At 60.9% G+C, this 25,352-nt stretch carries 18 protein-coding genes and 1 pseudogene; 12 read left to right on the top strand and 7 right to left on the bottom strand.

Annotated features, from left to right (window positions below):
• Positions 1-32 precede the first annotated feature (32 nt).
• Positions 33-2,180, top strand: coding sequence for a TonB-dependent receptor (locus tag E3O56_RS20540; RefSeq protein ID WP_248128906.1), 2,148 nt, complete (start codon positions 33-35; stop codon positions 2,178-2,180).
• 623 nt (positions 2,181-2,803) lie between these two features.
• Here the strand turns inward: E3O56_RS20540 and E3O56_RS20535 are convergent.
• Positions 2,804-4,852 carry a TonB-dependent receptor gene (locus E3O56_RS20535; RefSeq protein WP_248128905.1) on the bottom strand — a complete coding sequence of 683 codons (2,049 nt, stop codon included), beginning with the start codon at positions 4,850-4,852 and terminating at the stop codon, positions 2,804-2,806.
• 238 nt (positions 4,853-5,090) lie between these two features.
• Between E3O56_RS20535 and E3O56_RS20530 the strand changes: the two genes are divergently transcribed.
• Positions 5,091-6,074 (top strand): AraC family transcriptional regulator, encoded by a 984-nt coding sequence (locus E3O56_RS20530; RefSeq protein WP_248128904.1) that lies wholly within the window; start codon positions 5,091-5,093, stop codon positions 6,072-6,074.
• Here E3O56_RS20530 and E3O56_RS20525 read toward each other — a convergent pair whose 3' ends face one another.
• From E3O56_RS20525 to E3O56_RS20515, 3 genes are all read right to left on the bottom strand, one after another.
• Complete coding sequence (locus tag E3O56_RS20525; protein ID WP_122733382.1) at positions 6,075-7,319, bottom strand: carbohydrate porin; 1,245 nt, start codon at positions 7,317-7,319, stop codon at positions 6,075-6,077.
• Positions 7,320-7,373: 54 nt separating this feature from the next.
• The gene (locus E3O56_RS20520; RefSeq protein WP_103735290.1) at positions 7,374-9,782 is read right to left on the bottom strand and encodes a glucose/quinate/shikimate family membrane-bound PQQ-dependent dehydrogenase; all 2,409 of its coding nucleotides are present in this window, start codon (positions 9,780-9,782) and stop codon (positions 7,374-7,376) included.
• A gap of 114 nt (positions 9,783-9,896) precedes the next feature.
• Positions 9,897-10,772 (bottom strand): bestrophin family ion channel, encoded by an 876-nt coding sequence (locus tag E3O56_RS20515; RefSeq protein ID WP_005787467.1) that lies wholly within the window; start codon positions 10,770-10,772, stop codon positions 9,897-9,899.
• Positions 10,773-11,103: 331 nt separating this feature from the next.
• Here E3O56_RS20515 and E3O56_RS20510 point away from each other — a divergent pair, with 331 nt between their 5' ends.
• Together E3O56_RS20510 and E3O56_RS20505 are read left to right on the top strand one after the other, a co-directional pair.
• On the top strand, positions 11,104-11,955 hold the full coding sequence (locus E3O56_RS20510; protein ID WP_228309729.1) for a hypothetical protein: 852 nt from the start codon (positions 11,104-11,106) through the stop codon (positions 11,953-11,955).
• Between the two features lie 2 nt (positions 11,956-11,957).
• Complete coding sequence (locus E3O56_RS20505; protein ID WP_032876486.1) at positions 11,958-12,986, top strand: GGDEF domain-containing protein; 1,029 nt, start codon at positions 11,958-11,960, stop codon at positions 12,984-12,986.
• A gap of 15 nt (positions 12,987-13,001) precedes the next feature.
• On the opposite strand, the gene E3O56_RS20500 is transcribed toward E3O56_RS20505, so the two are convergent.
• Positions 13,002-13,301 carry a helix-turn-helix domain-containing protein gene (locus E3O56_RS20500; protein WP_057704144.1) on the bottom strand — a complete coding sequence of 100 codons (300 nt, stop codon included), beginning with the start codon at positions 13,299-13,301 and terminating at the stop codon, positions 13,002-13,004.
• Between the two features lie 91 nt (positions 13,302-13,392).
• On the opposite strand from E3O56_RS20500, the gene E3O56_RS20495 reads away from it, so the two are divergent.
• The 3 genes from E3O56_RS20495 (at position 13,393) to E3O56_RS20485 (ending at position 17,664) form a co-directional block, all read left to right on the top strand.
• A complete protein-coding gene (locus E3O56_RS20495) occupies positions 13,393-14,484 on the top strand; it encodes an NADH:flavin oxidoreductase/NADH oxidase (RefSeq protein ID WP_032876480.1) in 1,092 nt (363 codons plus the stop codon).
• A gap of 204 nt (positions 14,485-14,688) precedes the next feature.
• Positions 14,689-16,824, top strand: coding sequence for a TonB-dependent receptor (locus tag E3O56_RS20490; protein ID WP_032876478.1), 2,136 nt, complete (start codon positions 14,689-14,691; stop codon positions 16,822-16,824).
• A gap of 240 nt (positions 16,825-17,064) precedes the next feature.
• Positions 17,065-17,664 (top strand): hypothetical protein, encoded by a 600-nt coding sequence (locus E3O56_RS20485; RefSeq protein ID WP_032876475.1) that lies wholly within the window; start codon positions 17,065-17,067, stop codon positions 17,662-17,664.
• A 16-nt stretch (positions 17,665-17,680) separates the two neighbouring features.
• Here the strand turns inward: E3O56_RS20485 and E3O56_RS20480 are convergent, their stop codons facing one another.
• A complete protein-coding gene (locus E3O56_RS20480) occupies positions 17,681-18,403 on the bottom strand; it encodes a FadR/GntR family transcriptional regulator (RefSeq protein WP_005787481.1) in 723 nt (240 codons plus the stop codon).
• Between the two features lie 48 nt (positions 18,404-18,451).
• Positions 18,452-20,188, bottom strand: coding sequence for an IlvD/Edd family dehydratase (locus E3O56_RS20475; protein ID WP_248128903.1), 1,737 nt, complete (start codon positions 20,186-20,188; stop codon positions 18,452-18,454).
• A gap of 191 nt (positions 20,189-20,379) precedes the next feature.
• Between E3O56_RS20475 and E3O56_RS20470 the strand changes: the two genes are divergently transcribed.
• The 5 genes and pseudogenes from E3O56_RS20470 to E3O56_RS20450 form a co-directional block, all read left to right on the top strand.
• Positions 20,380-21,702, top strand: a complete 1,323-nt coding sequence (locus tag E3O56_RS20470) for an MFS transporter (protein WP_078821050.1) — start codon at positions 20,380-20,382, stop codon at positions 21,700-21,702.
• A 16-nt stretch (positions 21,703-21,718) separates the two neighbouring features.
• Positions 21,719-22,711 carry an AraD1 family protein gene (gene araD1 / locus E3O56_RS20465; protein ID WP_103735287.1) on the top strand — a complete coding sequence of 331 codons (993 nt, stop codon included), beginning with the start codon at positions 21,719-21,721 and terminating at the stop codon, positions 22,709-22,711.
• Positions 22,712-22,721: 10 nt separating this feature from the next.
• Positions 22,722-24,302: an aldehyde dehydrogenase (NADP(+)) gene (locus E3O56_RS20460; protein ID WP_078821052.1), complete on the top strand. Its 1,581-nt coding sequence runs from the start codon at positions 22,722-22,724 to the stop codon at positions 24,300-24,302.
• A gap of 16 nt (positions 24,303-24,318) precedes the next feature.
• Complete coding sequence (locus tag E3O56_RS20455; RefSeq protein ID WP_032876464.1) at positions 24,319-25,182, top strand: SMP-30/gluconolactonase/LRE family protein; 864 nt, start codon at positions 24,319-24,321, stop codon at positions 25,180-25,182.
• A gap of 37 nt (positions 25,183-25,219) precedes the next feature.
• Positions 25,220-25,352 (top strand): annotated as a pseudogene (locus tag E3O56_RS20450) (arabinose ABC transporter substrate-binding protein); the annotation flags it as partial.

Genomic DNA, 25,352 nt, shown 5'->3' with positions numbered 1-25,352 from the left:
GTTGAATCATCCCTGTCTTTTGGAGCTTTGCCATGTCATCTGAACTGTCTATCCAGCCGCTGCGTCGTCCTTTCGGTTGGCGCGCCAACGTATTGACCCAAGCCATGGCGCTGACCTTGTCCAGCCAGATGTGCACGGCCTATGCCGCTGACTATCAACCCGCCGCCAGTAGCGAGACCATCGAGTTGGCGCCGGTGACGGTCAGTGCGCGGTTGAACCAGGAAAGTGCCAAGGACATTCCATTCGGTCTCTCGGTGCTTGATGGGAAAACGCTTGAGACCCGGCGGTTACGCACCCTGGAAGATGCCTTGCGCACCACGCCGGGGGTGGATGTGAACTCCTGGGGCGGCGCCAACGACGCCAACGTGCGCATCCGCGGGGTCGGCTCGCTGAACCAAATGAGCATGGATGACGGCTCGGTGGTGCTGAACGTGGACGGCGTGCCGATGTCGGTGCGCAACGCGGCAATGGCCACCCTCGACGTGCAGCAAGTGGAAGTGCTCAAGGGGCCGCAAGGCACGTTGTTCGGACGTAACAGCGAGGCCGGCGCGATTAACGTCACCACCCGCAAACCCACTCGTGAGCTGGAAGGCTATGTGCGCGGCGAGGTGGGCAACCAGGGCCAGTTCATGACCGAGGGCGCAGTGGGCGGGCCGCTGACCGAGTCCCTGGCCGGGCGACTTGCCGTGCGGCGCAGCGGCTTTGATAACTGGGTCGATGACCAGCAGGATGGCGACCCCCTGACCAAGCCCCGCGACCTGGCATTGCGCGGCAGCCTGTTGTGGGACAACGATGAAGGGACCACCGGCCTGCTGACCGTCGAACGCCAGCGCGCCGATCATTATGCCGGCTCGGAGATCCTGCGCCCGTTCGGCAATCGCCCGAGTCTCGATTACACCCCGGGTACGTTCAATGGCAACAAGAAGACCAACGAGCGTTATTCCTTCGAGCTCAACCATGACCTGGCCCAGGCCCGGATCACCTCGATCAGCGCCTACACCAGCACCGACTTCAATGCGGTCAAGGGTTATGACCGCAACATCACCCAGGCGCTGTATGGTCAACCGTTTGAATACCTGATCGAAGACTCGGCCCACGAGCGGGTCTGGAGCCAGGACCTGCGACTGGGCTCGTTGGCGGATGCCGAGGTGTTCTGGGTGACCGGGGTGAACCTGTCGCGCTCCGAGCGCAGCTTTGACTCCAACAACTTCACCAACGGCGCGAAGCAGTTGCGCGACTTCACCACCAACAGTTATGCCGCCTACGGCGAAGTCACCTTCCCGATTGCCGAAGACTGGAAATTCACTACTGGCCTGCGCCACACCTGGGACCGCAAGACCTACGGCGCCGACTACAGCGGTGGCGGCAAGCTGGTCAGCGACAGCCGACGCTTGCAGGACGATTACAACACCGGGCGCGTGGCCCTGAACTACGCGTGGACGCCGCAGACCAATGTGTATGCGGTGTTGTCGCGGGGCTATAAGTCGGCCGGGTTCAACGACTACGCCACCTCGATCAAGGACAGCGAACCCTACAAGGCGGCCAAGGTGAACTCCGCCGAGGTCGGCTTCAAGCATGAAAGCGAAGGCGGTGCACTGAGCCTGGAAGGCGCGTTGTTCATTACGCGTGTGCAGGATGATCACTTGCTGGGTTATGACTTCACATCCCTGGCAGTCAGCGCAGTGAATGCTGATACCCGCAGCAAAGGCGCCGAGTTGTCGAGCACCTGGCATGTCACCGATGCACTGACCTTGGGCAGTGCCATCAGCTACACCAATGCGGTAGTGACCTCGGACGCACCGGGTGTGTCCGGTGGTGATGTGGCCAAGGGCAGCCGTGTGCCGGATGTGCCGTTGTGGAGTGGCAACTTCAGTGTGGCCTGGAAGAAGCCTTTGGGTGAACTGCTGGGCTTGCCCGCACCGCGCTTGAACACCTTGCTCAACTACCGCGTACAGAAAAACCGCCCGGCTGATCCGCAGAATCACTACGATCTCAAGGGCTATGCCAAGCTGGACTTGCACCTTGGAGTAGAGAGTGGGGGGTCGGAGGTATATCTGTGGGGCGATAACTTGTTGGATGCGCGGTATGACCTGTATGGCGCGTATTCCACTGATACGGTGCTGACCGGGATGCCGGGGCGCGGGCGTTCGGCGGGGGTGGGGTATAGCTATCAGTTCTGAGGCAGCCACTGGGTGCAATGTGGGAGGGGCTTGCTCCCGCTGGCGACCTGACAGCCTATAGCTATCTAACTGATGCCCTACGATCCAAATGTGGGAGGGGGCTTGCCCCCGATGGCGACCTGACAGTTGACCAGGATGTTGGATCAGACCGAGTACATATCCGTTATTTAGGTAACGGCTGCTATTGGTTCCGCTTTTACAGCGGGTCACTTTGAAAAGCGCAAAGTAACCAAACGCTCTTGCCCCACCACTCGGCACCTCGCTTAGGCTCGGTGTGCCCGTAATCCGCCATGGATTTGGGGGGCCGCCGCCACGCGCCATCCATGGCGCGGGGCGGCTAAACCGGCATCCCTGCCGGTTTACCCCCCAAATCCCTGTCGAATTCCGGCCAGCGTGGTTTAACGGGGCGCCTGAGATCAAAAGCAGATCAAGATCAAGATCAAGATCAAGATCAAGATCGGCTCGCTGCGCATCGTGGTTACCGTCGGCTGCTACACAGCTGTGTAGATACCCATGCCCCGATGGGGGAGTGTCAGTCAGGACATCTGTGACTGATCCACCGCCATCGGGAGCAAGCCCCCTCCCACATTTGAACTCAGGACAGCCGGCCGAATCGCGTCGGTTCAGAATTGATAGGTATAGCCCACGCCTAACGTACGCCGACGCGACGGCCCACCATAGGCCACCGGGTCACTGTAGAAACCATAGGTGTCATACGTCTGGTTCAACAGATTGTCGGCAAACGCATACACCTCGCCAAACTTGCTCTCCAGGCCCGCCCGCAGGTCGAGTTTCTCGTAGTTGTCCAGGTTGAAGTGGTTCTGCGGGTCAGCCGCGCGTTCACCAACCAGGTGGTAGTTGAGGCTGGTGTTGAGGCTGGTCTGGCCAAGGCTGGCGAAGTTGCCCAGGGGGTGTTTCCAGCTGGCGTTAAAGTTGCCGCTCCAACGTGGTACATCCGGGGTACGGTTGCCGGCGGCGACGTCGCCAGCCTGGATGCCTTGCACACCGCTGGTGATCTTGGCATCGAGGTAGGTGGCGCTGGCGGCCAGGGTCAGGCCGTAGTCGAAGCGCCAGCTACCTTCCAGTTCGGCGCCGCGGGTGCGGGTGTCGGCGTTGAAGGCGTTGGTGGCGAAGGTCGCCGCGTCGTAGCCAAGCAAGTGATCATCGTGCACGCGCGTGTAGAACAACGCACCGTTGAGGCTGCCGCGACGGTCGTCGGTCTCGCTCTTGAAGCCCAGTTCGGCGGCCCTGCTGACGGCGGCCTTGTAGGGTTCGCTATCGCTGACCTGGGAGGCATAATCATTGAACCCGCCGGATTTATACCCTCTTGCCAATTGCACGTAGACGTTGGTCTGTGGGGTGATCGCATAACTCAGGGCGACGCGGCCGGTGCCGTAGTGGTCGGTGAGTGTGCGCGAGTCGTCCACGGCGCTCGAACCTGCGAAGTATTGGCCGTCGTAGGTCTTGCGGTCCCAGGAATGGCGGTAGCCGGTAGTGAGTTTCAGGCGTTCGGTGAGCGGGACAGTCACTTCGCCGTAGCCTGCGTAGGTGGTGGTAGTGAAGTCGCGGAACTTGGCGCCGGAGGTGCCGTAGGTGTTGCGTGGGGTGTCGTAGCTGCGTTCATTGCGGCTGGCGGCGACGCCGGCGACCCAGAACACGTCGGAATCGGGCAATGAGCCCAGGTGTATATCCTGGCTCCAGCTGCGCTCGAAGGATTTGTCCACCACCCAGAACTCACCGGGCGTGCCATAGAGGGCGCCCATCAGCTTGCTGTCGTAGGCGATCAAGCCGGTGAAGTCGGCAGTGCCAGTGGCGGTGGTGGAGGTCAGCCGACTGTTGGCGAAGTCGTGGTCGACCTTGATCGTGTAGCGCTCGGTGGTCTTTTCGTTGTCGTCGAACAGGCCAGGCGTCAGGTCCAGGCTCGGGTGGCTGCCGTAGGGGCGCAGTACCAGGGAATTGGTGGCGCGTTCGGTCTGCTGGCGTTCGGCGCTGAACAGCACGTGGGTGTCATCGTTGAGGTCCCACAACAAGCTGGCGCGATAGGCTTCGTTGCGCGGTTTGGTAATGGGGTTATGGGTCTGGTCGTTGTCGATCCAGCTGTCGTAGCCGGCACGTCGCACCGCCAGGCGGCCGCTGAGGCTGTCACTGAGCGGCCCGCCAATGGCGCCTTCGGTGAGGAACTGGCCTTTCTGGCCGACTTCACCACGCACGTAACCTTCGAGTTCCCGGCTGGGTTGGCGAGTGGTGATATTCACGGCACCGGCCTGGCCGATTGCGCCGGACAGTGTGCCCTGCGGCCCCTTGAGCACTTCGATGCGGTCGACGTCGAGGGTGCCGAACCCCAGGCTGCGCGACGACACAGGTACGCCGTCGATATTGAATGCGACCGAACTGTCGTCCATGGACATCTGGTAAAGCGAACCGACACCGCGGATCAACACGTTGAAGTCGTTGGGCCCGCCGGAAGAATTGACGCTGACCCCTGAGGTATTGCGCAGTGCGCTTTCCAGGGTATCGAGGCGTTGGGTACGCAGTTGTTCGCCATCGACCACACTGACACTGATCGGTACTTCCTTGGAATCTTCCTGGGCCAAGCGCGCCGTTACCGTGGAGGCGGGCAGTTGCAGAGGTTCGCCGAGGGTGGCGGCGAAGGCGGTAGGGGTCAGTGTCAAAGCAATCGCTATTGTTATACTATTACGTTTGTAGCAAGATTGACGGGTAGCCGCCGTGTTGCATCGTGCAGACATGATGGGACCTTGACTGAGAGTTCTGATCGGCGTGCGTTGCTCAGGGGCAGCAGCAATCTGGCTTGGCACGTGCGGTGCGCCAAATGCTAATAATTATCAATTGCAGAGTTCTACCCCGATGTGGTCTGATTCGAGCCGTATCCGGTCAGCCAGGAGATTTACGATGTCAGCCGTTCAGGGAGGCGCAGGAGAACCGATGCCGGTCTCGCGAATCATTACGGGAGGGTTTGGTAGCGATCTCGGGCCGGGAGCGCATTGCCGGGTCACGCGTATGACCCTGCAGGAGGGCCTAGACATCGTGCGTTGGCAGAGTACCTTTGAGCAGCCGGTAGAGTTGCCCTTGCAAGACGACAGCGAGTGCATTCACTTCAGCTTCACCAACCTGTTAAAGGGCAAGGCCGCGTGCAGCTTTCGCGATGGGCGCCGGCAACGTCGCTATGTGATTGATGAAGGCGCGGGCAGCATCAGCTTTGGCCGTTGCCGCCATGGCCTATATCATCAGCACGGCGAGATCGACAACATCACCGTCATGATCCGCCCCGAGTTGCTGGCCCAGTGGGAATTGAAGCTCGACCCGCTGCTGAACAAGGCATTGGCCTGCGAACATTGCTTCCTCGACGGCCATCGCAGCGGTGAAATGAGTGCTACCGCGCACATGCTCGGCCTGGCCATGGACCACGGCGCCAGCCTGCCATCGGCCCCGCCGCGCAGCAGCCTGTGGCTGTACGGGCAAAGTGTCACGCTGGTCAGTCTGTTCCTCGAAGCGCGCCAGGATGGCGAATGCACCTGCCGCGTCAGCCACACCGACCGCCAGCGCCTGGTGCGGGCTCGCGATCGTTTGCTGAAAGACCTGGGCAAGGCGCCAAGCCTGTCGGAGTTGGCCCGTGAGTCCGGCTTGAGCCAGCCCAAGCTCACCCGCGGGTTTCGCCAACTGTTCTCCAACAGCGTCTATGGCGTGTTCCAGCAGACGCGCATGATCCAGGCGCGCAGCCGATTGATGAGCGGCAATGAATCGGTGATGCGCATCGCCTCGGACCTCGGTTATGCCAACGCCAGCCATTTCGCCACGGCGTTCCGCAAGCAGTTCGGGATCAATCCGTCGATGTTGAAAAATGGCGGGCGCGGCAGAGCCCTGGATGCCGGCTGACTAGAAGGTCGCTTTCACCTGCAGTCCCAGCACCAGCGCGTTGTCGATGTTCTGTGCGGAAAACGCCCCCGGCTCGATGATGTATTGCACGTCCGGGCGCAAGGTCAGCCACGGTGTGGCCTGGTAGCCGTAGCTGAGTTCGATCAGCTGTTCAGCGTTGTCCAGGTTGGCGTAGGCCGCATCCGCGTTATCCCGGCTGCGCGGGTTGGGCACTGCACGGCCATAACCGAGGGCGACGGTATCCCGGGGGCGACTGTCGAACGGTTTGTACAGCACCAGCCCCGCGCCATACCACTTGGTGAACGGCGAAGCCGCTTCGCTGGCCGCAGAGTATTGGCCGAAGGCGTGCAAGCTGCGGCCTTGGGAGGATTGGGAGGCCCACACCGCTTGGTCGATCAACAGGTAGTGACCGCCGCGCCCGCTGACGTCCTTGTTGCTGCCAATGCGTTTTACATCGGAACTGTCGTAGTAATAACCGAGCTTGTATTCACCCGGCAGGCTGCCCGCGTGCTTGTAGATCAGCTCGATGGGCACCACGGTGCCGGTGGTGTGCTTGGGCCCCAGGTGCCAGGCGCGGCTGGAGTTGCCATTGCTGGAAGGGTCGACGTTGAACGCCGCCACCCGCAGTTGCCAGTTTGGCGAAAAGTCATATTTCACCCGCGCGCCCAGGTGCGCATTCGGGTAATTGGCCCAGCCACTGCCGCCGGACATGTTCAGCGGATGCCCGCAGAAACCGGCGTTCATGAAATTGCACAGAATGCCGCTGTCCAGGCCGCCGAGGTCATTGCCCATGGCCATGTAGCCGAGCTTGACGTTGAGTGCGGGGGTGAACAGCGTGCGCTCGTAGCTCAACTCGGTGAGGCGCGTGTAGAGGCCGCCGTAGTTTTCCTGGATCGGCAGGCGGTTGCCCACCAGGTCTTCGGAAGCGCTGTTGCCGCGCCGGTCGTTGATGGTCAGCTGGATGCGGTCGCCGTTGTTGAAACCGTAAAGCTTGCCCAGGTCGAACTGCACGCCGAGCTTGAGGTTTTGCGAATAGCGCGCCGAGCGATGCTGGCCGCCGTGGGCGTTGTAAGCGGTTTCGCCGCTGTAGTCGCCGGTAAAGCGGATGCCTTGTGCGTCGAGCTCACGGCGCAGGCCGCCCCAGTCGCCGGTCAGGGTGGTGTCGTCGGCTTGAACGGGCAGGGCAGCAGTCAACGCCAGGCCGAGCACCAGGCGCCCAAGGGAGGTATGAGAAGTAGGGTTCATGCGGAGTTCCAAACGCAAAGCGCGGTGCGGGAGCACCGCGCGAACAGAGAGGGGTTACGGCAGGGCGTAGGCGATCACGTAGTCGCCGCGGTCGGTGGACTGGCGCGCGCCGCCGGCGGTGACGACGATGTACTGCTTGCCGGTTTTTGGCGACACGTAGGTCATCGGGCCACCCTGGCTGCCGACCGGCAAACGGGCTTTCCAGATTTCGTCACCGTTGCCACTGTTGAAGGCGCGCAGGTAGAAGTCCTGGGTGCCGGCGATAAAGATCAGGCCGCCTTGGGTGGACAACGTGCCGCCCAGTGTCGGCAGGCCGACTTTGATTGGCAGGTGCATGCGGATGCCTAGGGGGCCGGTGTCTTCAACCGTGCCCACCGGCACTTGCCAGGCAACTTTTTGCGTCTTCATGTCGATGGCGGTCAAGGTGCCGAATGGCGGTGCCTGGCAGGGAATGCCGGCCACCGACAGGAAGCGGTTCTTGTTGACCGCGTAAGGCGTGCCCTTGAGCGGCACGGCGCCCATACCGGTGTTCAGTGCTTCACCACCGGAAGAGGCCTGGGCCTTGTTTTGCGACGGCACCATCTGGATCCACAGCCCCAGGCGCATGTCGTTGACGAAGATAAAACCGTGTACCGGATCGGTGGAGATGCTGCCCCAGTTCATGCCGCCGAGCGAACCCGGAAAGCTCAGGGATTTATCGGTGCCCGGCGCGGTGTACAGGCCGTCGTAGCGCATGCCTTTGAAGTCGATACGGCACAGCAACTGGTCGTACGGGGTGGCACCCCACATGTCCGATTCGGTCAGGGTCTGCGCGCCAATCTGCGGCATACCCACCGATTTTGGCTGGGTCGGGGAGTATGGTTCGTTGGGAATGTTCGCGGCCTTGACCGGCACTTCCTGCACGTCGGTCAGCGGTTTGCCGGTGGCGCGGTCGAGCACGTAGATCTGCCCGGCCTTGGTGCCGATCACCACAGCCGGTACCGTTTTGTCGCTGCCTGGCGGGGTGAAGTCGATCAGGCTCGGCTGCATTGGCAGGTCGAAGTCCCAGAGGTCATTGTGGACGGTCTGGTAGACCCACTTTTCGGCACCGGTGGACGCGTCGAGCGCCAGCACGGAGGCGCCATATTTGTGGTTCAGCTGGGTGCGTTCCACGCCGTAAATGTCGGTGGAGGAGCTGCCCATCGGCAGGAAAACGGTGTTCATCAGCGGGTCGTAGGACATCGGCGCCCAGCTGTTCGGCGTGCTGCGCACATAGGTGCTGCCCGCGGCCGGCGCTTGCTTGTCTTCAGGGTTGCCTGGGTCGAACGCCCAACGCATCTGGCCGCTGATCACATCAAAACCACGGATCACGCCGCCTGGCATATCGGTCTGCACGTTGTCGGCGACACGGCCACCGACAACGACGGTGGTGCCGGCGATCAAAGGCGCCGAGGACAGTTGGTAGTAGCTGTCCGGCACATTACCCAGGCCGGCTTTCAAGTCCACTTGACCATGGGTGCCGAAGTCTTCGCAGAACTTGCCGGTGTCGGCGTCCACGGCGATCAGGCGCGCATCAATGGTGTTGGTCAGCAGGCGACGCTGGCACTGCGCACCGGCAGGCACGCTGGCGGCAATGATCGGCGAGCTGTTGGGCTGGGTCGGCTGGGCAATCGGCGCAGTGGCGTCGAAGTAGGCCATGCCACGGCAACGCTGCCACACCGCTGACTGGGCGTTGACCTCGTTCTTCCACAGCTCTTTGCCGGTGTCGGCGTCCAGAGCGATCAAGTTGTTGTGCGGGGTGCAGATGAAGACTTTGTTGCCGATCTGCAAGGGCGTCAGCTGGTCTTCGGCGCCGTTGCCGTCGCTGATGGCCACGTCACCGGTGTGGTAGGTCCAGGCGACTTTGAGTTTGTCGATGTTGTCGCGATTGATCTGGTCCAGCGCGGCGAAGCGGCTGCCGCCCTCGGTGTTGCCGTAGTGCGCCCAGTCTTTCTGTGCATCGGCTTCGGCTACCGGGGTGATGCCAGGGCCGGCACCGGTCGGCGCCACGCTTGGGTGAGCGACGAACATATTGCCTGCCGCCACCGCCACGCCGACTGCCAACAAAGCCGCGACCGCATAAGCGCCACGCGCCGGTTTGCCGGCCAGCAATGGATACACCAGCGCCACCACCACGCCGATCACCGCGAACATGAACAGCCGCGAGAACAGCGGCCAGTACACCAGGCCCACGTCGGCCACTGCCCATACGGCCGTACCGACGAGGAACGCGGCAAACCACCACGCCCCGGCAGGCTTGCGCCGAGCGATCAGCAGCCCGGAGACGGCCATGGCCACGCCACCTGCCAGGAAGTACCAGGAACCTCCCAGGCTGACCAGTTTGGCGCCGCCCACGGCAAGCGCAAGGCCGAGCAGGGCGATGACAACGCCCAGGCCCAGGAGTAGAAATCTAGAGACGCCAGCGGCGCGCGATGCTCGTTTCATATCGAATAGACTCGAGTGAGAGAGGGCAAAGACGCGATTTTAGCAAGATAAGTAACTGGTTAGTACATTGTGCCTCGTAATAGTCTTTTACAACTACGGCGACGATGCCTTGGCTCAGGCCAACGCATCGCGCTGCATCGATTGCAGGTTCTTCTCAATGGTTTCGCAAATCGCCTCCATCTGGATCTGATGCTCGCTGGAGTGAAACGGGCTTTGCAGGTCGGTGCCGATACGCTCGATGGCCAGCAGCATAAAACCCACTACCGTGGAAGCCAGCGGGGTAAACCAGCCGAGGGATTCCACCAGGCCCACCGGTACGATCAGGCAGAACAGCGAGATGAACAGCCGCGGGAAATACACGTAGGGGTAGGGCAATGGTGTATTGGCGATGCGCTCCATGCCGCCTTGGGCATTGGACAGGTCGACCAGGGTCGACTCCAGCCGCGCCAGGCGAATACTGTCCAGGTGGCCGGCTTTGTATTCCTTGGCCAGCAACGCCGCTGACCCGGTCAGGATGTCATTGGCAAAATTGTTGGTCGCGCCATTGCGGGCAAATTCCTCGGCGGGGATAAACGCTCGCACTTCATCCGGGCAGGGTTCGCCCTTGAGGTGGGCGGCCAGGCAATTCACATACGCCACATGGCGGCGCAGCAATGTGGATTTGATCGGATTCACTTCGCCGTCGGGGTCATCCAGCAGCGTCAGCACCTGGCGCGCAAAGCTGCGTGAATTGTTGACCATCGCCCCCCATAACGTGCGCGCTTCCCACCAGCGGTTATAGGCGCTGCTGTTGCGAAAACTGATCAACACCACCAGCGCCGAACCCAGCAATGTCAGTGGCATCAGCGGCAGGTTGATCTTGGTGGTGAGAAACAACATGAAGTCCACGGTTACTGCCACATCCCACAGCAATAGCCAGAACAGGGCCCAGCCCACATAGCCCATGGTCTTGATGATCAGGCGGTATTTCTTCAGGACGGCAGCTTTCAAACGAGAACCTCGCGGCGGGCGGTTGGCAACAATGCTCTGTTACGACGCCACGCAAGGGAGAAAGGTTCGCCGGTTGCTGAATCGATTCGTCGACCAGTCACTCGCTTCGGAGGATGTAACGAGAAGTTACGCGCAGGTGTGCGCAGAGGGTCCACTTGAATCTGGAACAACTTTGGTACTGATGACGTCTTGTCCGGCAATCGCTGTACATTGCGTTCGAGGCAAAAAGCCATTAACCGTAGGGTTTACCACGTGATTTGTTTTGGGGCCGGGCTGCAGGGATTTCGTAGCTGAGATCAGTGGAATCAAGTTGGATGATCAGGGCTCTTTCATGCATGTCAGTTCGTTGAAGTCGGCTATGTGTAATACCGCGCAAGCGCTCGAACGTCATAAGGATTTTGAATCGTGCCTGAGAGCGCATTACCACGTGCTGCTCGTGCCCTATTCCCGAAGACCGTTTTTCTACAAGAGTGCACTTAAATACAGCCGTTTGATGGTGTCGTTTGCCTTATTGAGTGAATACTTCGCCACACCCTTACCGTTATTGTCGGAAGTTAAGACCCTGTGTGTGACGCGCAGGTATTGTTCAAAAAACAGCCTGGAATCAATGTTCCTGTTATTGCGGGCGCTGGGCTTCATGGACGTCGCGCCGCACCCCGAAGACAGTCGCTTCAGGGTCTACGCGCCGTCGGATGAGGCCTGTCGCGAAGCGCGTTTGATGTTGACCTCGCTCACCGAGTCATTGGCGCGGCTTTACCCTGAGCGGGCGATTTTCCGGCAAATGCGCGAGTTGGATGACCGGGGCTTCCTGTCCCTTTATTTCAAGGGCTTTGCCATTATCCTCGACGCCGATCTCACGGTGGATGTACTGCTTCCCGAGTGTTACTGGTTGGTGAAACGAGACGCCGGGCATCTGTTGATGTTGGCGATTTATAACGATGCCTTCGCGCCGGAAAATGATCGGGCCACGTTCCGGTCATCGTCTTATCTGGCCTTGGCCAAGCAACTTTCCGTGTCCAAGACCCACATTATTCGAATGGTCCAGGAGGGTGTCGAGAAGGGGTATTTCAAAGCTCACTCCAAGACCCGGCTGGAAGTGCTGCCGCCTTTTGTCAGCCTGGTAAAACGCTTTATGGCCTTTTCTTTTGCGCTGGGCCTGCATGCTATTGAGATGGGAGCGTAAGGATGCCTGCTAACTTGAAGTTAAGGCCCAGGATGCGCAGGTTGTTGTCGCCTGCGGTGACCCAAGCGGAATGGATCGGGATCATTGCCTGGGTCGGTATCTGGCTGATTCATCCGGCCATGCAGTTCGACCTGTCCATGTTGGGGGTCACCATTGGCCTGTTGCTGGTATGCCGGTTTCACTCCAAAACCGCCAACTTTCTACTGTGGCGGATGCTGGGAGTGGCCTATATCGTGATGTTGTCCGTGGGGTTTGCCTATGTCATTGGCCTTAATCAGGAGTTGCGTATCTACGGCTTGCCCCTGGCCGTTACCCTGGTGGTCGGCAGCGCTATCTTGTTTATCAGTGTTCAGGATTATCTGGTCGGCGCCCTGTTGGTCTGGTTCATATTATGGTCGCCGATGCAGGCCGATATATATGCAGGAACACAGGCTTATCTGCTGATATTTTGCGCATCTTCGGTCTCCATCGGTTTTATCCTGAGTTATTCGTATTTGAAGAACCTGCGTTCGGTGTTGTTGGTGGAAAGCGAGTTTCGCGCCTTGGCCGAAACCGATTATTTGACCTCGATCCTTAACCGTCGCGCTTTTATGCAAAGCTTCGAACAGTTGCTCGACAGCGGCCAGGCTGGCTACTTCATCATGTTGGATATCGACAGCTTCAAGGCAAAAAATGATCTGTACGGTCACGATGTCGGTGACAAGATCCTGCGGGCCATGGCCGTGTGCCTGAAAAACGCCAAAGGCAGCCACAGCTTTGGAAGAATCGGCGGGGAGGAGTTCGGCGTGTTGTTGCAGGACGATGACCCGGTCTTCGCCCGTGAGTTCGTGCTGGGTTTGTTGCAGGCCATACGCTCAAGTGTTGCCGCGCCTCACAACTACACCTGCAGTGCGGGCATGGCACGCTTCGCGCCAGGTGACGAGTTATCGGCGGTGCTCAAGATGGCGGACAAAAATCTTTACGGCGCCAAACGCAATGGCAAGGACTGCGTTCACCTTAATGGCGTGTTGCTGCAGCCTGTTGCGTCCTGAGGGGCAAAACGCCCGCTAGGATTGCGCAAGAACACTCGCCAGCAACCCGGGAAAGCGGCTCTCAAGCTCTTCACGGCGCAACGAATTCATATGGGTGGTGCCCACATTGCGCGTGTGTACCAGGCCCGCATCACGTAACACCCTGAAGTGGTGAGACATGCTGGACTTGGGCCGCCCGCCGTCCAGTTCACCGCAGGTGGCTTCGGCCACGCCGGCCAGGCAGCGCACGATGTCCAGGCGCACGGGGTCGCTGAGGGCGTACAGCACGCGCTCAAGCGTCAATTCTTGCAGGGTAGGGTGTTTGAAGGCTCGCATGGGGCGGATCATAACAGGGGGGTAGCGTTCAATACCATAGTTCGATTACCATCGAACTATCGAATCACACACGCTTCTCTCGGAGTATCTGATGTCCGCATTGTTCGAACCGTTCAAACTCAAAGACGTTACCTTGCGCAATCGCATTGCCATCCCGCCGATGTGCCAATACATGGCCGACGACGGCATGGTCAACGACTGGCACCATGTGCACCTGGCCGGCATGGCCCGGGGCGGTGCCGGCCTGCTGGTAGTCGAGGCCACAGCAGTCGCACCGGAGGGGCGTATCACCCCAGGCTGCGCCGGTATCTGGAGCGATGCCCATGCCCAGGCGTTCGTGCCGATGGTCAAGGCCATCAAGGCCGCAGGTTCGGTACCGGGCATCCAGATCGCCCACGCGGGCCGCAAAGCCAGCGCCAACCGCCCATGGGAGGGCGATGACCACATCCCGGCTTCCGATGCCCGCAGTTGGGAAACCATCGCGCCGTCGGCCATTGCATTCGGCGCCAATTTGCCCAACGTGCCGCGTGCCATGACCCTGGAAGACATCGCCCGCGTCCAGCAAGACTTCGTCGATGCCGCCCGTCGCGCCCGCGATGCCGGTTTTGAATGGATCGAACTGCACTTCGCCCACGGTTACCTGGGCCAAAGCTTTTTCTCCGAGCACTCCAACCAGCGCACCGATGCCTACGGCGGCAGCTTCGATAACCGCAGCCGTTTTCTCCTGGAAACCCTGGCCGCCGTACGCGAAGTCTGGCCGGAAAACCTGCCACTGACCGCACGCTTTGGCGTGATCGAATATGACGGCCGCGACGAGCAGACGCTTACCGAATCCATCGAGTTGGCGCGCCGCTTCAAGGCCGGTGGCCTGGATCTGTTGAGCGTCAGTGTCGGTTTCACGATTCCTGACACCAACATCCCGTGGGGTCCGGCGTTCATGGGGCCAATTGCTGAACGTGTACGTCGTGAAGCCGGTATCCCGGTGACATCGGCGTGGGGCTTTGGTACTCCGCAACTGGCCGAAGGCGCGCTGCAGGCCGGTCATCTGGACTTGGTTTCGGTAGGGCGTGCGCATTTGGCCGATCCGCACTGGGCGTACTTTGCCGCCAAGGAGTTGGGCGTGGACAAGTCCTCCTGGACCTTGCCGGCGCCTTACGCACATTGGTTGGAACGCTACCGTTGAGGCCAGCCAGCCGGTGATATGAGCCACTCGATTGAGTGGCTTTTTTTCGCCCGTGGTTTTTGCAGTACCCGCTCGATACAACGCCGATACTTGAAAAATAACAAATGAGAATTGATATCAAACGAGAATATGCTGAGATATGATGCGCGGCGAATTATTGGCAGGTTTGCCGCCCCATCTGGCTCATTCACTAGGTTTACATCCATGCGTCGTACCCTGATTTCAATCTGTGTGCTCCAGGCGTTTTCCCCTTTGACCTGGGCAGAGGATGCCCCTGCTGAAAAAGCCAGTATCGAGCTGCAAGCCACCAATGTGACTGCTACTGCAGATTTCGAATCGGCGCAGGGCCCGGTTCAGGGCTACCACGCCACCCGTTCAGCCAGTGCGACACGCACCGACACCTCGATTCATGAAACCCCACAGTCCATCAGCGTTGTCTCCAAAGACGTGGTCGAGGATATCGGCGCAACCCGCCTGCAGGATGCCCTCGACTACGCCGGCGGCGTCGGCCGCGCCAACAACTTTGGCGGCCAGGGCCTGACCACCTTCACCGTACGTGGCTTCACCACCGGTGAGTTCTACCGCAATGGGTTCCCGATCAACCGGGGCTACCCGAACATGCCGGATGCCAACACCATCGAACGCCTTGAGGTGTTGCGCGGCCCCGCAACCATGCTCTACGGCCGTGGCGACCCCGGTGGTACGTTCAACGTGGTGTCCAAGCAACCCTTGGCCGAACGCACGGTCACCCTGGGCAGCCAGGTGAATGACCAGGGCATGAAGCGCGGCACCCTGGATGCCTCCGGCCCTCTGGACGAAGAGGGCCGTCTGGCGTATCGCCTCAACGTGGTGGGCGAGGGTGGCGATACCTTCCGCGATCATGTCGAGACCGAGCGCTACGGCGTGACGCCGGTGATCACCTGGCAGGCCACCGACGCCACCAAGGTGACCTTCGAAGGCGACTTCATGCGCAACAACCACCCGCTGGACCGTGGCCTGACGCGTTTCCCCAACCAGCGCGGCACGCCATCGCGCGATACGTTCTGGGGCGACAAGGATGCCGGCAAGCTGCACAACGACAACAACATGGCCCAGTTGCGTTTCGAGCACGCGCTCAACGACAACTGGACCCTGGGCGGCGGTTTCCAATGGTTGGACGGCAGCTTGAAAGGTAACGCCATTGAAGCCAATGGACCGAGCAGCCTGGGCGCCGATGGCCGTACCCTGCAACGCAACTTCAACTACCGCAAGCTGGAATGGACCGACAAGGATTACCAGCTCAACCTGACGGGCCACTTCTCCACGGGCGGGTTCGAGCACACCTTGCTCACCGGTATCGAGTACGAGGATTACGACTACAAGTCGATCATTCAGCGTTCCAGTGCGGCCCTGGGCACTTACCCGATCGACATCTTCAATCCGGTGTACGGCCAAACGCGACCGGCGCTGACTCGCACGCCCACCCACGATAAAGAAAACCTCAAGACCTACGCCGCCTTCGTGCAGGACCAGGTGGCACTGACCGAGCGTCTGAAAGTCTTGGCAGGTGCGCGTTTCGAGCGTTTTGAACATGACTACCAAAGTTATGTGGCGGGAGTAAAACCGTGGACCGCCGCCGACAACGCCGTCACCCCGCGTGTGGGCGTGATCTACGACCTCACCGACACCGTCGCGGTCTATGCCGACGCCGCCCGTTCGTTCAAACCCAACACCGGCGCCAGCCGCGAAGGCGGTGGTTTCGCGCCGGAGAAAGGCAAGTCCTACGAGATGGGCATCAAGTGGGAAGCGCTTGATCGTCAACTGAGCGTCGACGCGGCGATCTACCAGATCGAAAAGAAAAACGTGCTGGCCACCGACCCTTTGGACAATACCCTGAGTGTCGCGACCGGCCAGGTACGCAGCCGCGGATTTGACCTCAACGTGGCAGGCAACCTCACCCCCGAGTGGCGTGTGATCGGCGGCTACGCCTACGTGGACGCCGAAGTCACCCGCGACACCACCCTGCGCGCCGGCACCCGCTTGATGAACATCCCGCGCAACAGCTTCAGCCTGCTCAACGTCTACGAGTTCCAGGACGGCGCACTCAAAGGGCTGGGCCTGGGGGCCGGTGGCAAGTACGTCGACCAGCGCGCCGGCCAGACCGCCAATACGGCCTTCTCGATGGACGCCTACACCGTGGTCGACCTGCTGGGTTACTACAAGGTCAACGAGCAGGTGCGCCTGAATCTGGACGTGAAAAACCTGTTCAACCGCGAGTATGAGGAAGGCGCGTTCGGCAATATCTACGCTTACCCAGGCGCACCACGCACCGTGCAGGTCGGAATCTCCTACACCCTATAAGGCTATACACAGTACTCAATGTGGGAGGGGGCTTGCTCCCGATAGCGGTGAGTCAGTCTCAATGTTTTTGACTGATACACCACTATCGGGAGCAAACCCCCTCCCACATTTGCAGCTGCGTTACTGTCAGGTTTGACAGTAGACAGTGAAGGGCGATGGAGGGATGTTTGCCGTTAACGTGTCAGCGTAGTGGTCGGCGCTTATTATTTTTCCAAGCCACGCTTAATAGGGATATTAAAAATGGAACAGGAACTCATAAATGAAGTTGAAGAACTGATTAAAAAAACCAACGATGCGGAGCGTCTGTTCACCCGGTACGCCACCAAGTGCTACACGTCAGCCTTGCAAAAATACGCCAAGGAAATCAGCGAGACCTCATACACGTATCTGTTGGCCGAGCTTGCCGAAAGTTCGTTGAGCTCCGAAATCCTCGGCCGGCCAGGTGCCAATATCAGCCTGGTCAGGATCGAGATAGAGGAGGTTATGCTCGAAGCCGACGTGATCAAGAAATTGAAACGGGCCGAAACCCACTATCTGGAAACGTTGGAATCGGTGCGTAAGTTCGAAGACCTTAAACGCTTTGAAAAGATGCAGGACACGTCCGATATCGTGCGCTCGATAAAACTGGGTGTGTCACGTTTCAATATCCTGTTTGTCATCCTGCTGATCGGCGGCTTGACGTGGGCGGCGATCAATCTGCCTAAAGAAGCCCTGGCGCTTATATCTGCCGCTATCGGCGGGGCTATCACCCACTTGTTGTCCGAGCGCCAGGCGGTGCTGGCGCTGAAAAAAGAGGGCGATAACACCTGCCCCAGAGCCAACAATAACACTCAGGAGTGAGTGCGACGGGGTGGGGTTACAACGGCGTCAATACATTCATCACCGTATCCAGCGCCACCCGCGTGTCATCCAGTTGTACCAGCGAGGCATGCCTTGCGCCCAGTGCATCGCGGTTCTGGATCGCGGTGAGGATTGCCTTGTGCCGGGGCAGGCTCAGGCCCTGGATATCCGGGCGGCGGTTGGTGATATTGATCGACTCGCGCAGCGGCAATGAGAGCATGTTGCACATATAGGCGAGCAGGTCGTTGCGGGTGGCGTCGGCAATCGCGCGGTGGAAGTCCAGGTCGGCCTGCAACAGGTCCTCGTGGGTCTTGGCGGTTTCCATGCCCTGATACGCTTGTTCGATGATGGCGATGTCTTCATCGGTGGCGGTGGTCGCGGCCATGGCAGCGATTTCCGGTTCGAGGATGCGGCGTACCCCGGCCAGCGTATTGAAGAACTCACTGTGGGGCGTGGACTGCATCAACCAGGACAGCACATCCGGGTCGAGCAGGTGCCATTTCAAGCGTGGCCGTACCACCGCACCCACCCGTGGCTTGGAATACACCAGGCCCTTGGCGCTGAGCACCCGCGTCGCCTCGCGCAACACCGAACGGCTGACCTGGTATTCCTCGCACAGCGTGGCTTCCATGGGCAACCGTTCTTCGGGCTTGAAGCGACCGGAAACGATGTGCATGCCCAGGTCCTGAACGATCTGGGCATGCTGGCTCTTGCGCGGCTTGGGCGGCTGGTGATCCATAACGACGGGCAGGCTCTGGCTTGAATTCGCCGCATCATAGCATCCCAATTAGTGGGAATGCCGTGGGACTTCCGCTCCGCGACAGCCCACCAGGAAGTCAAAGTCGCAGCCCTGGTCGGCTTGCAGCACATGGTCGATGTACAGTTGGCGATAGCCACCGACGATCAGCTTTTGCGGTGGCGCCAGATCAGCCATGCGCGCCGCCAGCTCGGCGTCGGGGATGTCCAGGTGCAGGCGGCCATTGGCGCAGTCGAGTTCAATCCAGTCACCTTCCTTCACGGCCGCCAACGGCCCGCCGGCAGCGGCTTCCGGTGCCACGTGCAAGACCACCGTGCCGTAGGCGGTGCCGCTCATGCGCGCATCGGAAATGCGCACCATGTCAGTCACGCCCTGGGCCAGCAGTTTGGCCGGCAGTCCCATGTTGCCGACCTCGGCCATGCCTGGGTAACCCTTGGGGCCGCAGTTCTTCATGACCAGGATCGAGTTGGCGTCCACGTCCAGCTCCGGATCGTTGATGCGCGCCTTGTACATGTCGAAGTTTTCGAACACCACCGCACGGCCACGGTGTTGCATCAGTTCGGTGCTGGCGGCAGACGGCTTGAGCACCGCACCCAACGGCGCCAGATTGCCGCGCAGCACGCAGATGCCGCCGTCGGCGCGAATTGGGTTGTCGAGGGTGCGGATCACTTCGTCCTGGCCGTAGATCGGCGAGTCCTTGGTGTTCTCGCCCAGGGACTTGCCGTTGACGGTCAAGGCGTTCGGGTGGGGGATCAGGTTGGCCTCACCCAGGCGACGCAACACGGCAGGCAGGCCGCCAGCGTAGTAGAACTCTTCCATCAGGAAGCGCCCTGAGGGTTGCAGGTCGACGATGGTCGGCATGCCGCGCCCGATGCGGGTCCAGTCATCGAGGTCCAGCTCCACGCCGATGCGCCCGGCGATGGCTTTAAGGTGAATCACCGCGTTGGTCGAACCGCCGATGGCCGCGTTCACGCGAATCGCGTTTTCAAACGCTTCTTTGGTGAGGATCTTCGACAGCTTCAAGTCTTCGCGCACCATCTCGACCGCACGCATACCGGACATGTGCGCCAGCACATAACGCCGCGCATCCACCGCTGGGATCGCCGCGTTGTGGGGCAGGGACGTGCCCAGTGCCTCGGCCATGCACGCCATGGTCGAGGCGGTGCCCATGGTGTTGCAGGTGCCTGCCGAGCGCGACATGCCGCCTTCGGCCGCGAGGAAGTCATCCAGGGTGATGGTGCCGGCCTTGACTTGTTCGCTGAGCTGCCACACCACCGTGCCCGAGCCGATGTCCTGGCCCTTGTGTTTACCATTGAGCATCGGCCCGCCGGTGACCACGATAGCCGGGACATCACAACTGGCGGCGCCCATCAGCAGCGCCGGGGTGGTTTTGTCGCAGCCGGTCAGCAGCACCACACCGTCAATCGGGTTACCGCGAATCGCTTCTTCCACATCCATGCTTGCCAGGTTGCGGGTCAGCATCGCGGTAGGGCGCAGGTTGGATTCGCCGTTGGAGAACACCGGGAACTCCACCGGGAAGCCACCGGCCTCGATCACGCCGCGCTTGACGTGCTCGGCGATCTGGCGGAAATGCGCGTTGCACGGGGTCAGCTCCGACCAGGTGTTACAGATGCCGATGATCGGCTTGCCATGGAACTGGTGGTCGGCAATGCCCTGGTTCTTCATCCAGCTGCGGTACATGAAGCCGTTTTTGTCGGCGGTACCAAACCACTGGGCGGAGCGTAGGCCGGGCTTTTTGTCAGGCATGATCGATTCTCTTATTGTATGACTATATGTTCTATGCGTGCTTAAACATAAGCGCAAAATCGCTGCTTTGGAAGTGTTGTTTTGTAAATAGTCCTACTATATAGTCTTTATCAACTGAGGTATGACCCTGGCGGATTTCGCGAGAGGCGTCCCCCGAGCTTCTATAAAAACAACAATCGGAGATCGACCCCATGAGCCAGGAATTGCGGCTTATTCGGCGCATCACGCTGAAACTGATTCCCTTCCTGATCCTGCTGTACCTGATCGCCTACGTAGACCGTTCCGCCGTAGGGTTCGCCAAGCTGCACATGGGCGCCGACGTAGGTATCGGTGACGCTGCCTATGGTTTGGGCGCAGGGTTGTTCTTCATCGGCTACTTCCTGTTCGAGATCCCCAGCAACCTGATGCTCGACCGCTTCGGCGCGCGGCGCTGGTTTGCGCGCATCATGATTACCTGGGGCGCCATCACCATCGGCATGGCCTTTGTGCAGGGGCCGCACAGTTTCTATGTGATGCGCTTTCTGCTGGGCGCGGCGGAAGCCGGGTTCTTCCCCGGCGTGCTGTACTACATCACCCAGTGGTTCCCGGTGCGCCATCGCGGCAAGATCCTCGGGCTGTTCATTCTCTCCCAACCCATTGCAATGATGATCACCGGGCCCGTGTCCGGTGGTTTGCTCGGCATGGACGGCATTCTTGGCCTGCACGGTTGGCAGTGGCTGTTTATCGTGATCGGCACCCCGGCGATCCTGCTGACCTGGCCGGTGCTGCGCTACCTGCCGGACGGTCCCAGGCAGGTCAGCTGGATGAGCGAGCAAGAGAAAACCTGGCTTACCGGCGAGCTGGAAAAAGACCTGCAAGCCTACGGCCAGACCCGTCACGGCAACCCGCTGCACGCGCTCAAAGACAAACGCGTGCTGTTGCTGGCGCTGTTCTACCTGCCGGTGACCCTGAGCATCTACGGCCTGGGCCTGTGGTTACCGACCTTGATCAAGCAGTTCGGTGGCAGTGACCTCACCACCGGCTTCATCTCGGCCGTGCCGTATATCTTCGGCATCATCGGCCTGCTGATCATCCCGCGCAGTTCCGATCGATTGAACGATCGCTATGGCCATCTCGCCGTGCTCTATGTGCTCGGCGCCATTGGCCTGTTCTGCAGTGCCTGGCTGAGTGTGCCGGTGCTGCAGATGGCCGCGCTGTGCCTGGCAGCTTTCGCGATGTTTTCCTGCACGGCGGTGTTCTGGACCTTGCCGGGACGGTTTTTTGCCGGTGCCAGCGCGGCGGCCGGCATCGCCTTGATCAACTCGGTGGGCAACCTTGGCGGCTATATCGGCCCGTTCGTGATCGGGGCGCTCAAGGAGTACACCGGCAACCTCGCCTCGGGCCTGTATTTCCTATCCGGCGTGATGCTGTTCGGGTTGCTGCTGACCCTCGTGGTCTACCGCTTGCTGGAGCGCAAGCACGTACTGCCCGTCGATCAATTTGCCGCCAGCGCCCGTGGCGCCACACGTACTTAAATCCAGGAGAACCTGCATGCGTTTAGTTCAGTTCGAGTTGAGCAACGGTGAGCGCCGCGTCGGCGTGGTGGAAGGCGACACCCTGCGGGAAGTGCAGGGCGCGCACAGCGTGCGCGAATTGGCCCTGGCCGCCATCGAAGCCGGGGTCAAATTGCAGCAACAGGTACAGAGCCTGGGCCTGGGTGCCAGTCATGACTACGCGGCGCTGCTGGCCGAACTTAAAATCCTGCCACCGCTGGACCACCCGGACCCGGCCCATATGCTGATCAGCGGCACCGGCCTGACCCACCTGGGCAGTGCCTCGGCCCGCGACAAGATGCACCAGCAGGCCGGTGATGACAGCGCGATGACCGACACCATGCGCATCTTCAAATGGGGCGTGGAGGGCGGCAAACCCGCTGCCGGCCAGGCCGGTGTGCAGCCGGAGTGGTTCTACAAGGGCGACGGCAGCATTGTCGTGCGTCCAGGCGCCGCCTTCCCGGTGCCGCCGTTTGCCGAAGACGCCGGCGAAGAGCCGGAAATCGGCGGCCTGTATGTGATCGGTCACGACCGCAAGCCTTATCGCCTGGGCTTCGCGGTGGGCAACGAGTTCTCCGACCATGTGATGGAACGCAAGAACTACCTGTACCTGGCCCATTCCAAACTGCGCAGTTGCAGCTATGGCCCGGAGTTGCGCGTGGGCGAGTTGCCCGCGCATCTGGCCGGTACCAGCCGCATCCTGCGTAACGGCGAGGTGATCTGGCAGAGCGAATTTCTCAGCGGCGAAGCCAACATGTGCCACAGCCTGGAAAATCTTGAATACCACCACTTCAAATACAGTCAGTTTCTCAAACCGGGCGATGTGCATATTCACTTCTTCGGCACCGCCACCCTGTCATTCGCCGACGGTATACGTACTCAACCGGGCGATGTGTTCCAGATCAGCCAGGCTGAGTTCGGCGCGCCATTGATCAACGGCATCGGCATGGTCGACGCGGTATTCGAACCCGGCCACGTCATCACCCTTTAAGGAGACCTACATGACCCAGTTCCTCGGCCACAACTACATCGGCGGCCAGCGCAGCGCCAACGGCAGCGTCAAGCTGCAGAGTATCGATGCCACCACCGGCGAAGCCTTGCCCCAGGATTTCTACCAGGCCACCCCGCAAGAGGTGGATGCCGCCGCCAAAGCCGCGGCGGCCGCTTACCCGGCCTACCGCGCCTTGAGCGCCGCACGGCGTGCGCGGTTTCTGGACGCGGTGGCCGATGAGCTGGACGCGCTGGGCGATGATTTCGTCGAGTTGGTCTGCCGCGAAACTGCGTTGCCTGCTGCCCGTATCAAAGGCGAGCGCGGGCGTACCAGTGGCCAGATGCGCTTGTTCGCCACCGTGCTGCGCCGTGGTGATTTCTACGGGGCGCGTATCGACAAAGCCCAGCCCGACCGCCAGCCGTTGCCGCGTCCGGACCTGCGTCAATACCGTATCGGCCTGGGCCCGGTGGCTGTGTTCGGTGCCAGCAACTTCCCCCTGGCGTTTTCCACCGCCGGTGGCGACACCGCCGCTGCGCTGGCCGCCGGTTGCCCGGTGGTGTTCAAGGCGCACAGCGGGCACATGGCGACCGCCGAGCGCGTGGCCGATGCGATCATTCGCGCCGCCGAGGCCAGCGAGATGCCGGCGGGCGTGTTCAACATGATCTTCGGCGGCGGTGTCGGTGAAGCGCTGGTCAAGCACCCGGCAATCCAGGCGGTGGGCTTCACCGGTTCGCTCAAGGGTGGTCGCGCCCTGTGCGATATGGCGGCCGCACGCCCGCAACCGATCCCGGTATTTGCCGAAATGTCGAGCATCAACCCGGTCATCGTGCTGCCCCAGGCCCTGCAAACGCGCGCCGAGAGTGTCGCCCGCGACCTGACCGCCTCGGTGGTACAAGGCTGCGGCCAGTTCTGCACCAACCCCGGACTGGTGATTGGCATCGCTTCGCCTGCGTTCACCGCGTTCACGCAACAGGTCGCGCAATTGATCGGTGAGCAACCGGCGCAAACCATGCTCAACACCGGCACCCTGGACAGCTACGGCAAGGGCCTGGAAAAACTCCTGTCTCACCCGGGCATCCAGCATCTGGCAGGCAGCGCGCAAGCGGGCAACCAGGCTCAACCGCAACTGTTCAAGGCGGATGTACGCTTGCTGATCGACGGCGACGAAGTGCTGCAGGAAGAAGTGTTCGGCCCCACCACGGTGTTTGTCGAGGTCGTCGACCAGGCTCAACTCAGCGCCGCCCTGCATGGGCTGCACGGCCAGTTGACCGCCACGATCATCGGCGAACCGGCTGACCTGCAACAGTTCGCCGAGTTGACGCCACTGCTGGAGCAGAAGGTCGGGCGCATCCTGCTCAACGGTTACCCCACGGGGGTGGAAGTCTGCGATTCGATGGTGCACGGCGGGCCGTATCCGGCGACCTCCGACGCCCGCGGCACCTCGGTCGGCACCCTGGCCATCGACCGTTTCCTGCGGCCCGTGTGCTTCCAGAATTACCCTGATAGCCTGCTGCCCGACGCGTTGAAAAACGCCAACCCGTTGCGTATCCAGCGCTTGGTGGATGGCGCACCGTCTCGAGAATCGCTGTAAGTCATCAGGAGGCTTCATGTCGTTGAGCGCAGTCACCCCACACCGTGCCCGGTTGGGCGAAGGGCCGTTCTGGGATGTTCGATCCCAGGCGCTTTACTGGGTGGATATCGCCGCCAAACAGGCACTGCGCTGGATGGACGGGCAGTTGCAGGTGTGGCAGTTGCCCGAGCATGTCTCGGCGTTCATTCCGTGTGAAAGCGGCGATGCGCTGGTGACCTTGAGCAGCGGTGTGTATCGCCTCGACCTGGCTACCCAGGCGCTGACCCTGCTGTGCGTGGCCGACCCGCAACCGGGCAACCGTGGCAACGAAGCGCGCTGCGATGCCCAGGGCCGGCTGTGGCTGGGCACCATGCAGAACAATATCGGTGAGCAGGGCGAAGACCTGCCCATCACCCGGCGCTCCGGCGGCCTGTTCCGTGTCGATGCCGATGCGCGGGTCACGCCGTTGCTGACCGGACTGGGCATTCCCAACACGTTGCTTTGGAACGAGGAGGGTAGCCAGGTGCATTTCGGCGACAGCATGGACGGCACGCTGTATCAGCATTCGATCCAGTCCGACGGCCAGCTCGAACCCGCCCAGGTATGGTTTGCACCCCATGAGCGCGGTGGGCCGGACGGCTCGGCCATGGACAGCGAGGGCTACATCTGGAATGCCCGTTGGGACGGCAGTTGCCTGCTGCGCCTGACGCCCGCAGGTGAGGTCGATCGCATCATCGAGCTGCCGGTCAGTCGTCCCACCAGTTGCGTGTTCGGTGGGCCCGACCTCACTACCTTGTATATCACCAGTGCCGCGAGTCCCTTGGATCACCCTTTGGACGGTGCGCTGTTGGCCATTGAAGTCGATATCCCTGGCAAGCCTTGCCATCGTTTCGCCGGTTAAACCCAAGACTCAAAAACAACAACAAGAGGTGTCGTTCATGAAAAAGGTTCTACGCGTTCTGGCTGCCGCTGTTGCGTTAAGCAGCCTCAGCAGCATCGTATCCGCCGAAGAAGTGAAGATCGGCTTCCTGGTCAAGCAGGCCGAAGAGCCGTGGTTCCAGACTGAATGGG

Source organism: Pseudomonas sp. W2Aug9 (genome assembly GCF_023127755.1).
In the GTDB taxonomy this organism is placed as follows: Bacteria; Pseudomonadota; Gammaproteobacteria; order Pseudomonadales; family Pseudomonadaceae; genus Aquipseudomonas; species Aquipseudomonas synxantha_A.
This window is presented reverse-complemented; position numbering and strand designations above follow the sequence as displayed.

Bases quoted from the DNA above. Each gene is read 5' to 3' on its own strand.
- E3O56_RS20540 (WP_248128906.1), top strand. From the start codon at position 33: ATGTCATCTGAACTGTCTATCCAGCCGCTGCGTCGTCCTTTCGGTTGG.
- E3O56_RS20530 (WP_248128904.1), top strand. From the start codon at position 5,091: ATGTCAGCCGTTCAGGGAGGCGCAGGAGAACCGATGCCGGTCTCGCGA.
- E3O56_RS20525 (WP_122733382.1), bottom strand. From the start codon at position 7,319: ATGAACCCTACTTCTCATACCTCCCTTGGGCGCCTGGTGCTCGGCCTG.
- E3O56_RS20520 (WP_103735290.1), bottom strand. From the start codon at position 9,782: ATGAAACGAGCATCGCGCGCCGCTGGCGTCTCTAGATTTCTACTCCTG.
- E3O56_RS20510 (WP_228309729.1), top strand. From the start codon at position 11,104: ATGCATGTCAGTTCGTTGAAGTCGGCTATGTGTAATACCGCGCAAGCG.
- E3O56_RS20505 (WP_032876486.1), top strand. From the start codon at position 11,958: ATGCCTGCTAACTTGAAGTTAAGGCCCAGGATGCGCAGGTTGTTGTCG.
- E3O56_RS20500 (WP_057704144.1), bottom strand. From the start codon at position 13,301: ATGCGAGCCTTCAAACACCCTACCCTGCAAGAATTGACGCTTGAGCGC.
- E3O56_RS20495 (WP_032876480.1), top strand. From the start codon at position 13,393: ATGTCCGCATTGTTCGAACCGTTCAAACTCAAAGACGTTACCTTGCGC.
- E3O56_RS20490 (WP_032876478.1), top strand. From the start codon at position 14,689: ATGCGTCGTACCCTGATTTCAATCTGTGTGCTCCAGGCGTTTTCCCCT.
- E3O56_RS20485 (WP_032876475.1), top strand. From the start codon at position 17,065: ATGGAACAGGAACTCATAAATGAAGTTGAAGAACTGATTAAAAAAACC.
- E3O56_RS20480 (WP_005787481.1), bottom strand. From the start codon at position 18,403: ATGGATCACCAGCCGCCCAAGCCGCGCAAGAGCCAGCATGCCCAGATC.
- E3O56_RS20475 (WP_248128903.1), bottom strand. From the start codon at position 20,188: ATGCCTGACAAAAAGCCCGGCCTACGCTCCGCCCAGTGGTTTGGTACC.
- E3O56_RS20470 (WP_078821050.1), top strand. From the start codon at position 20,380: ATGAGCCAGGAATTGCGGCTTATTCGGCGCATCACGCTGAAACTGATT.
- araD1 (WP_103735287.1), top strand. From the start codon at position 21,719: ATGCGTTTAGTTCAGTTCGAGTTGAGCAACGGTGAGCGCCGCGTCGGC.
- E3O56_RS20460 (WP_078821052.1), top strand. From the start codon at position 22,722: ATGACCCAGTTCCTCGGCCACAACTACATCGGCGGCCAGCGCAGCGCC.
- E3O56_RS20455 (WP_032876464.1), top strand. From the start codon at position 24,319: ATGTCGTTGAGCGCAGTCACCCCACACCGTGCCCGGTTGGGCGAAGGG.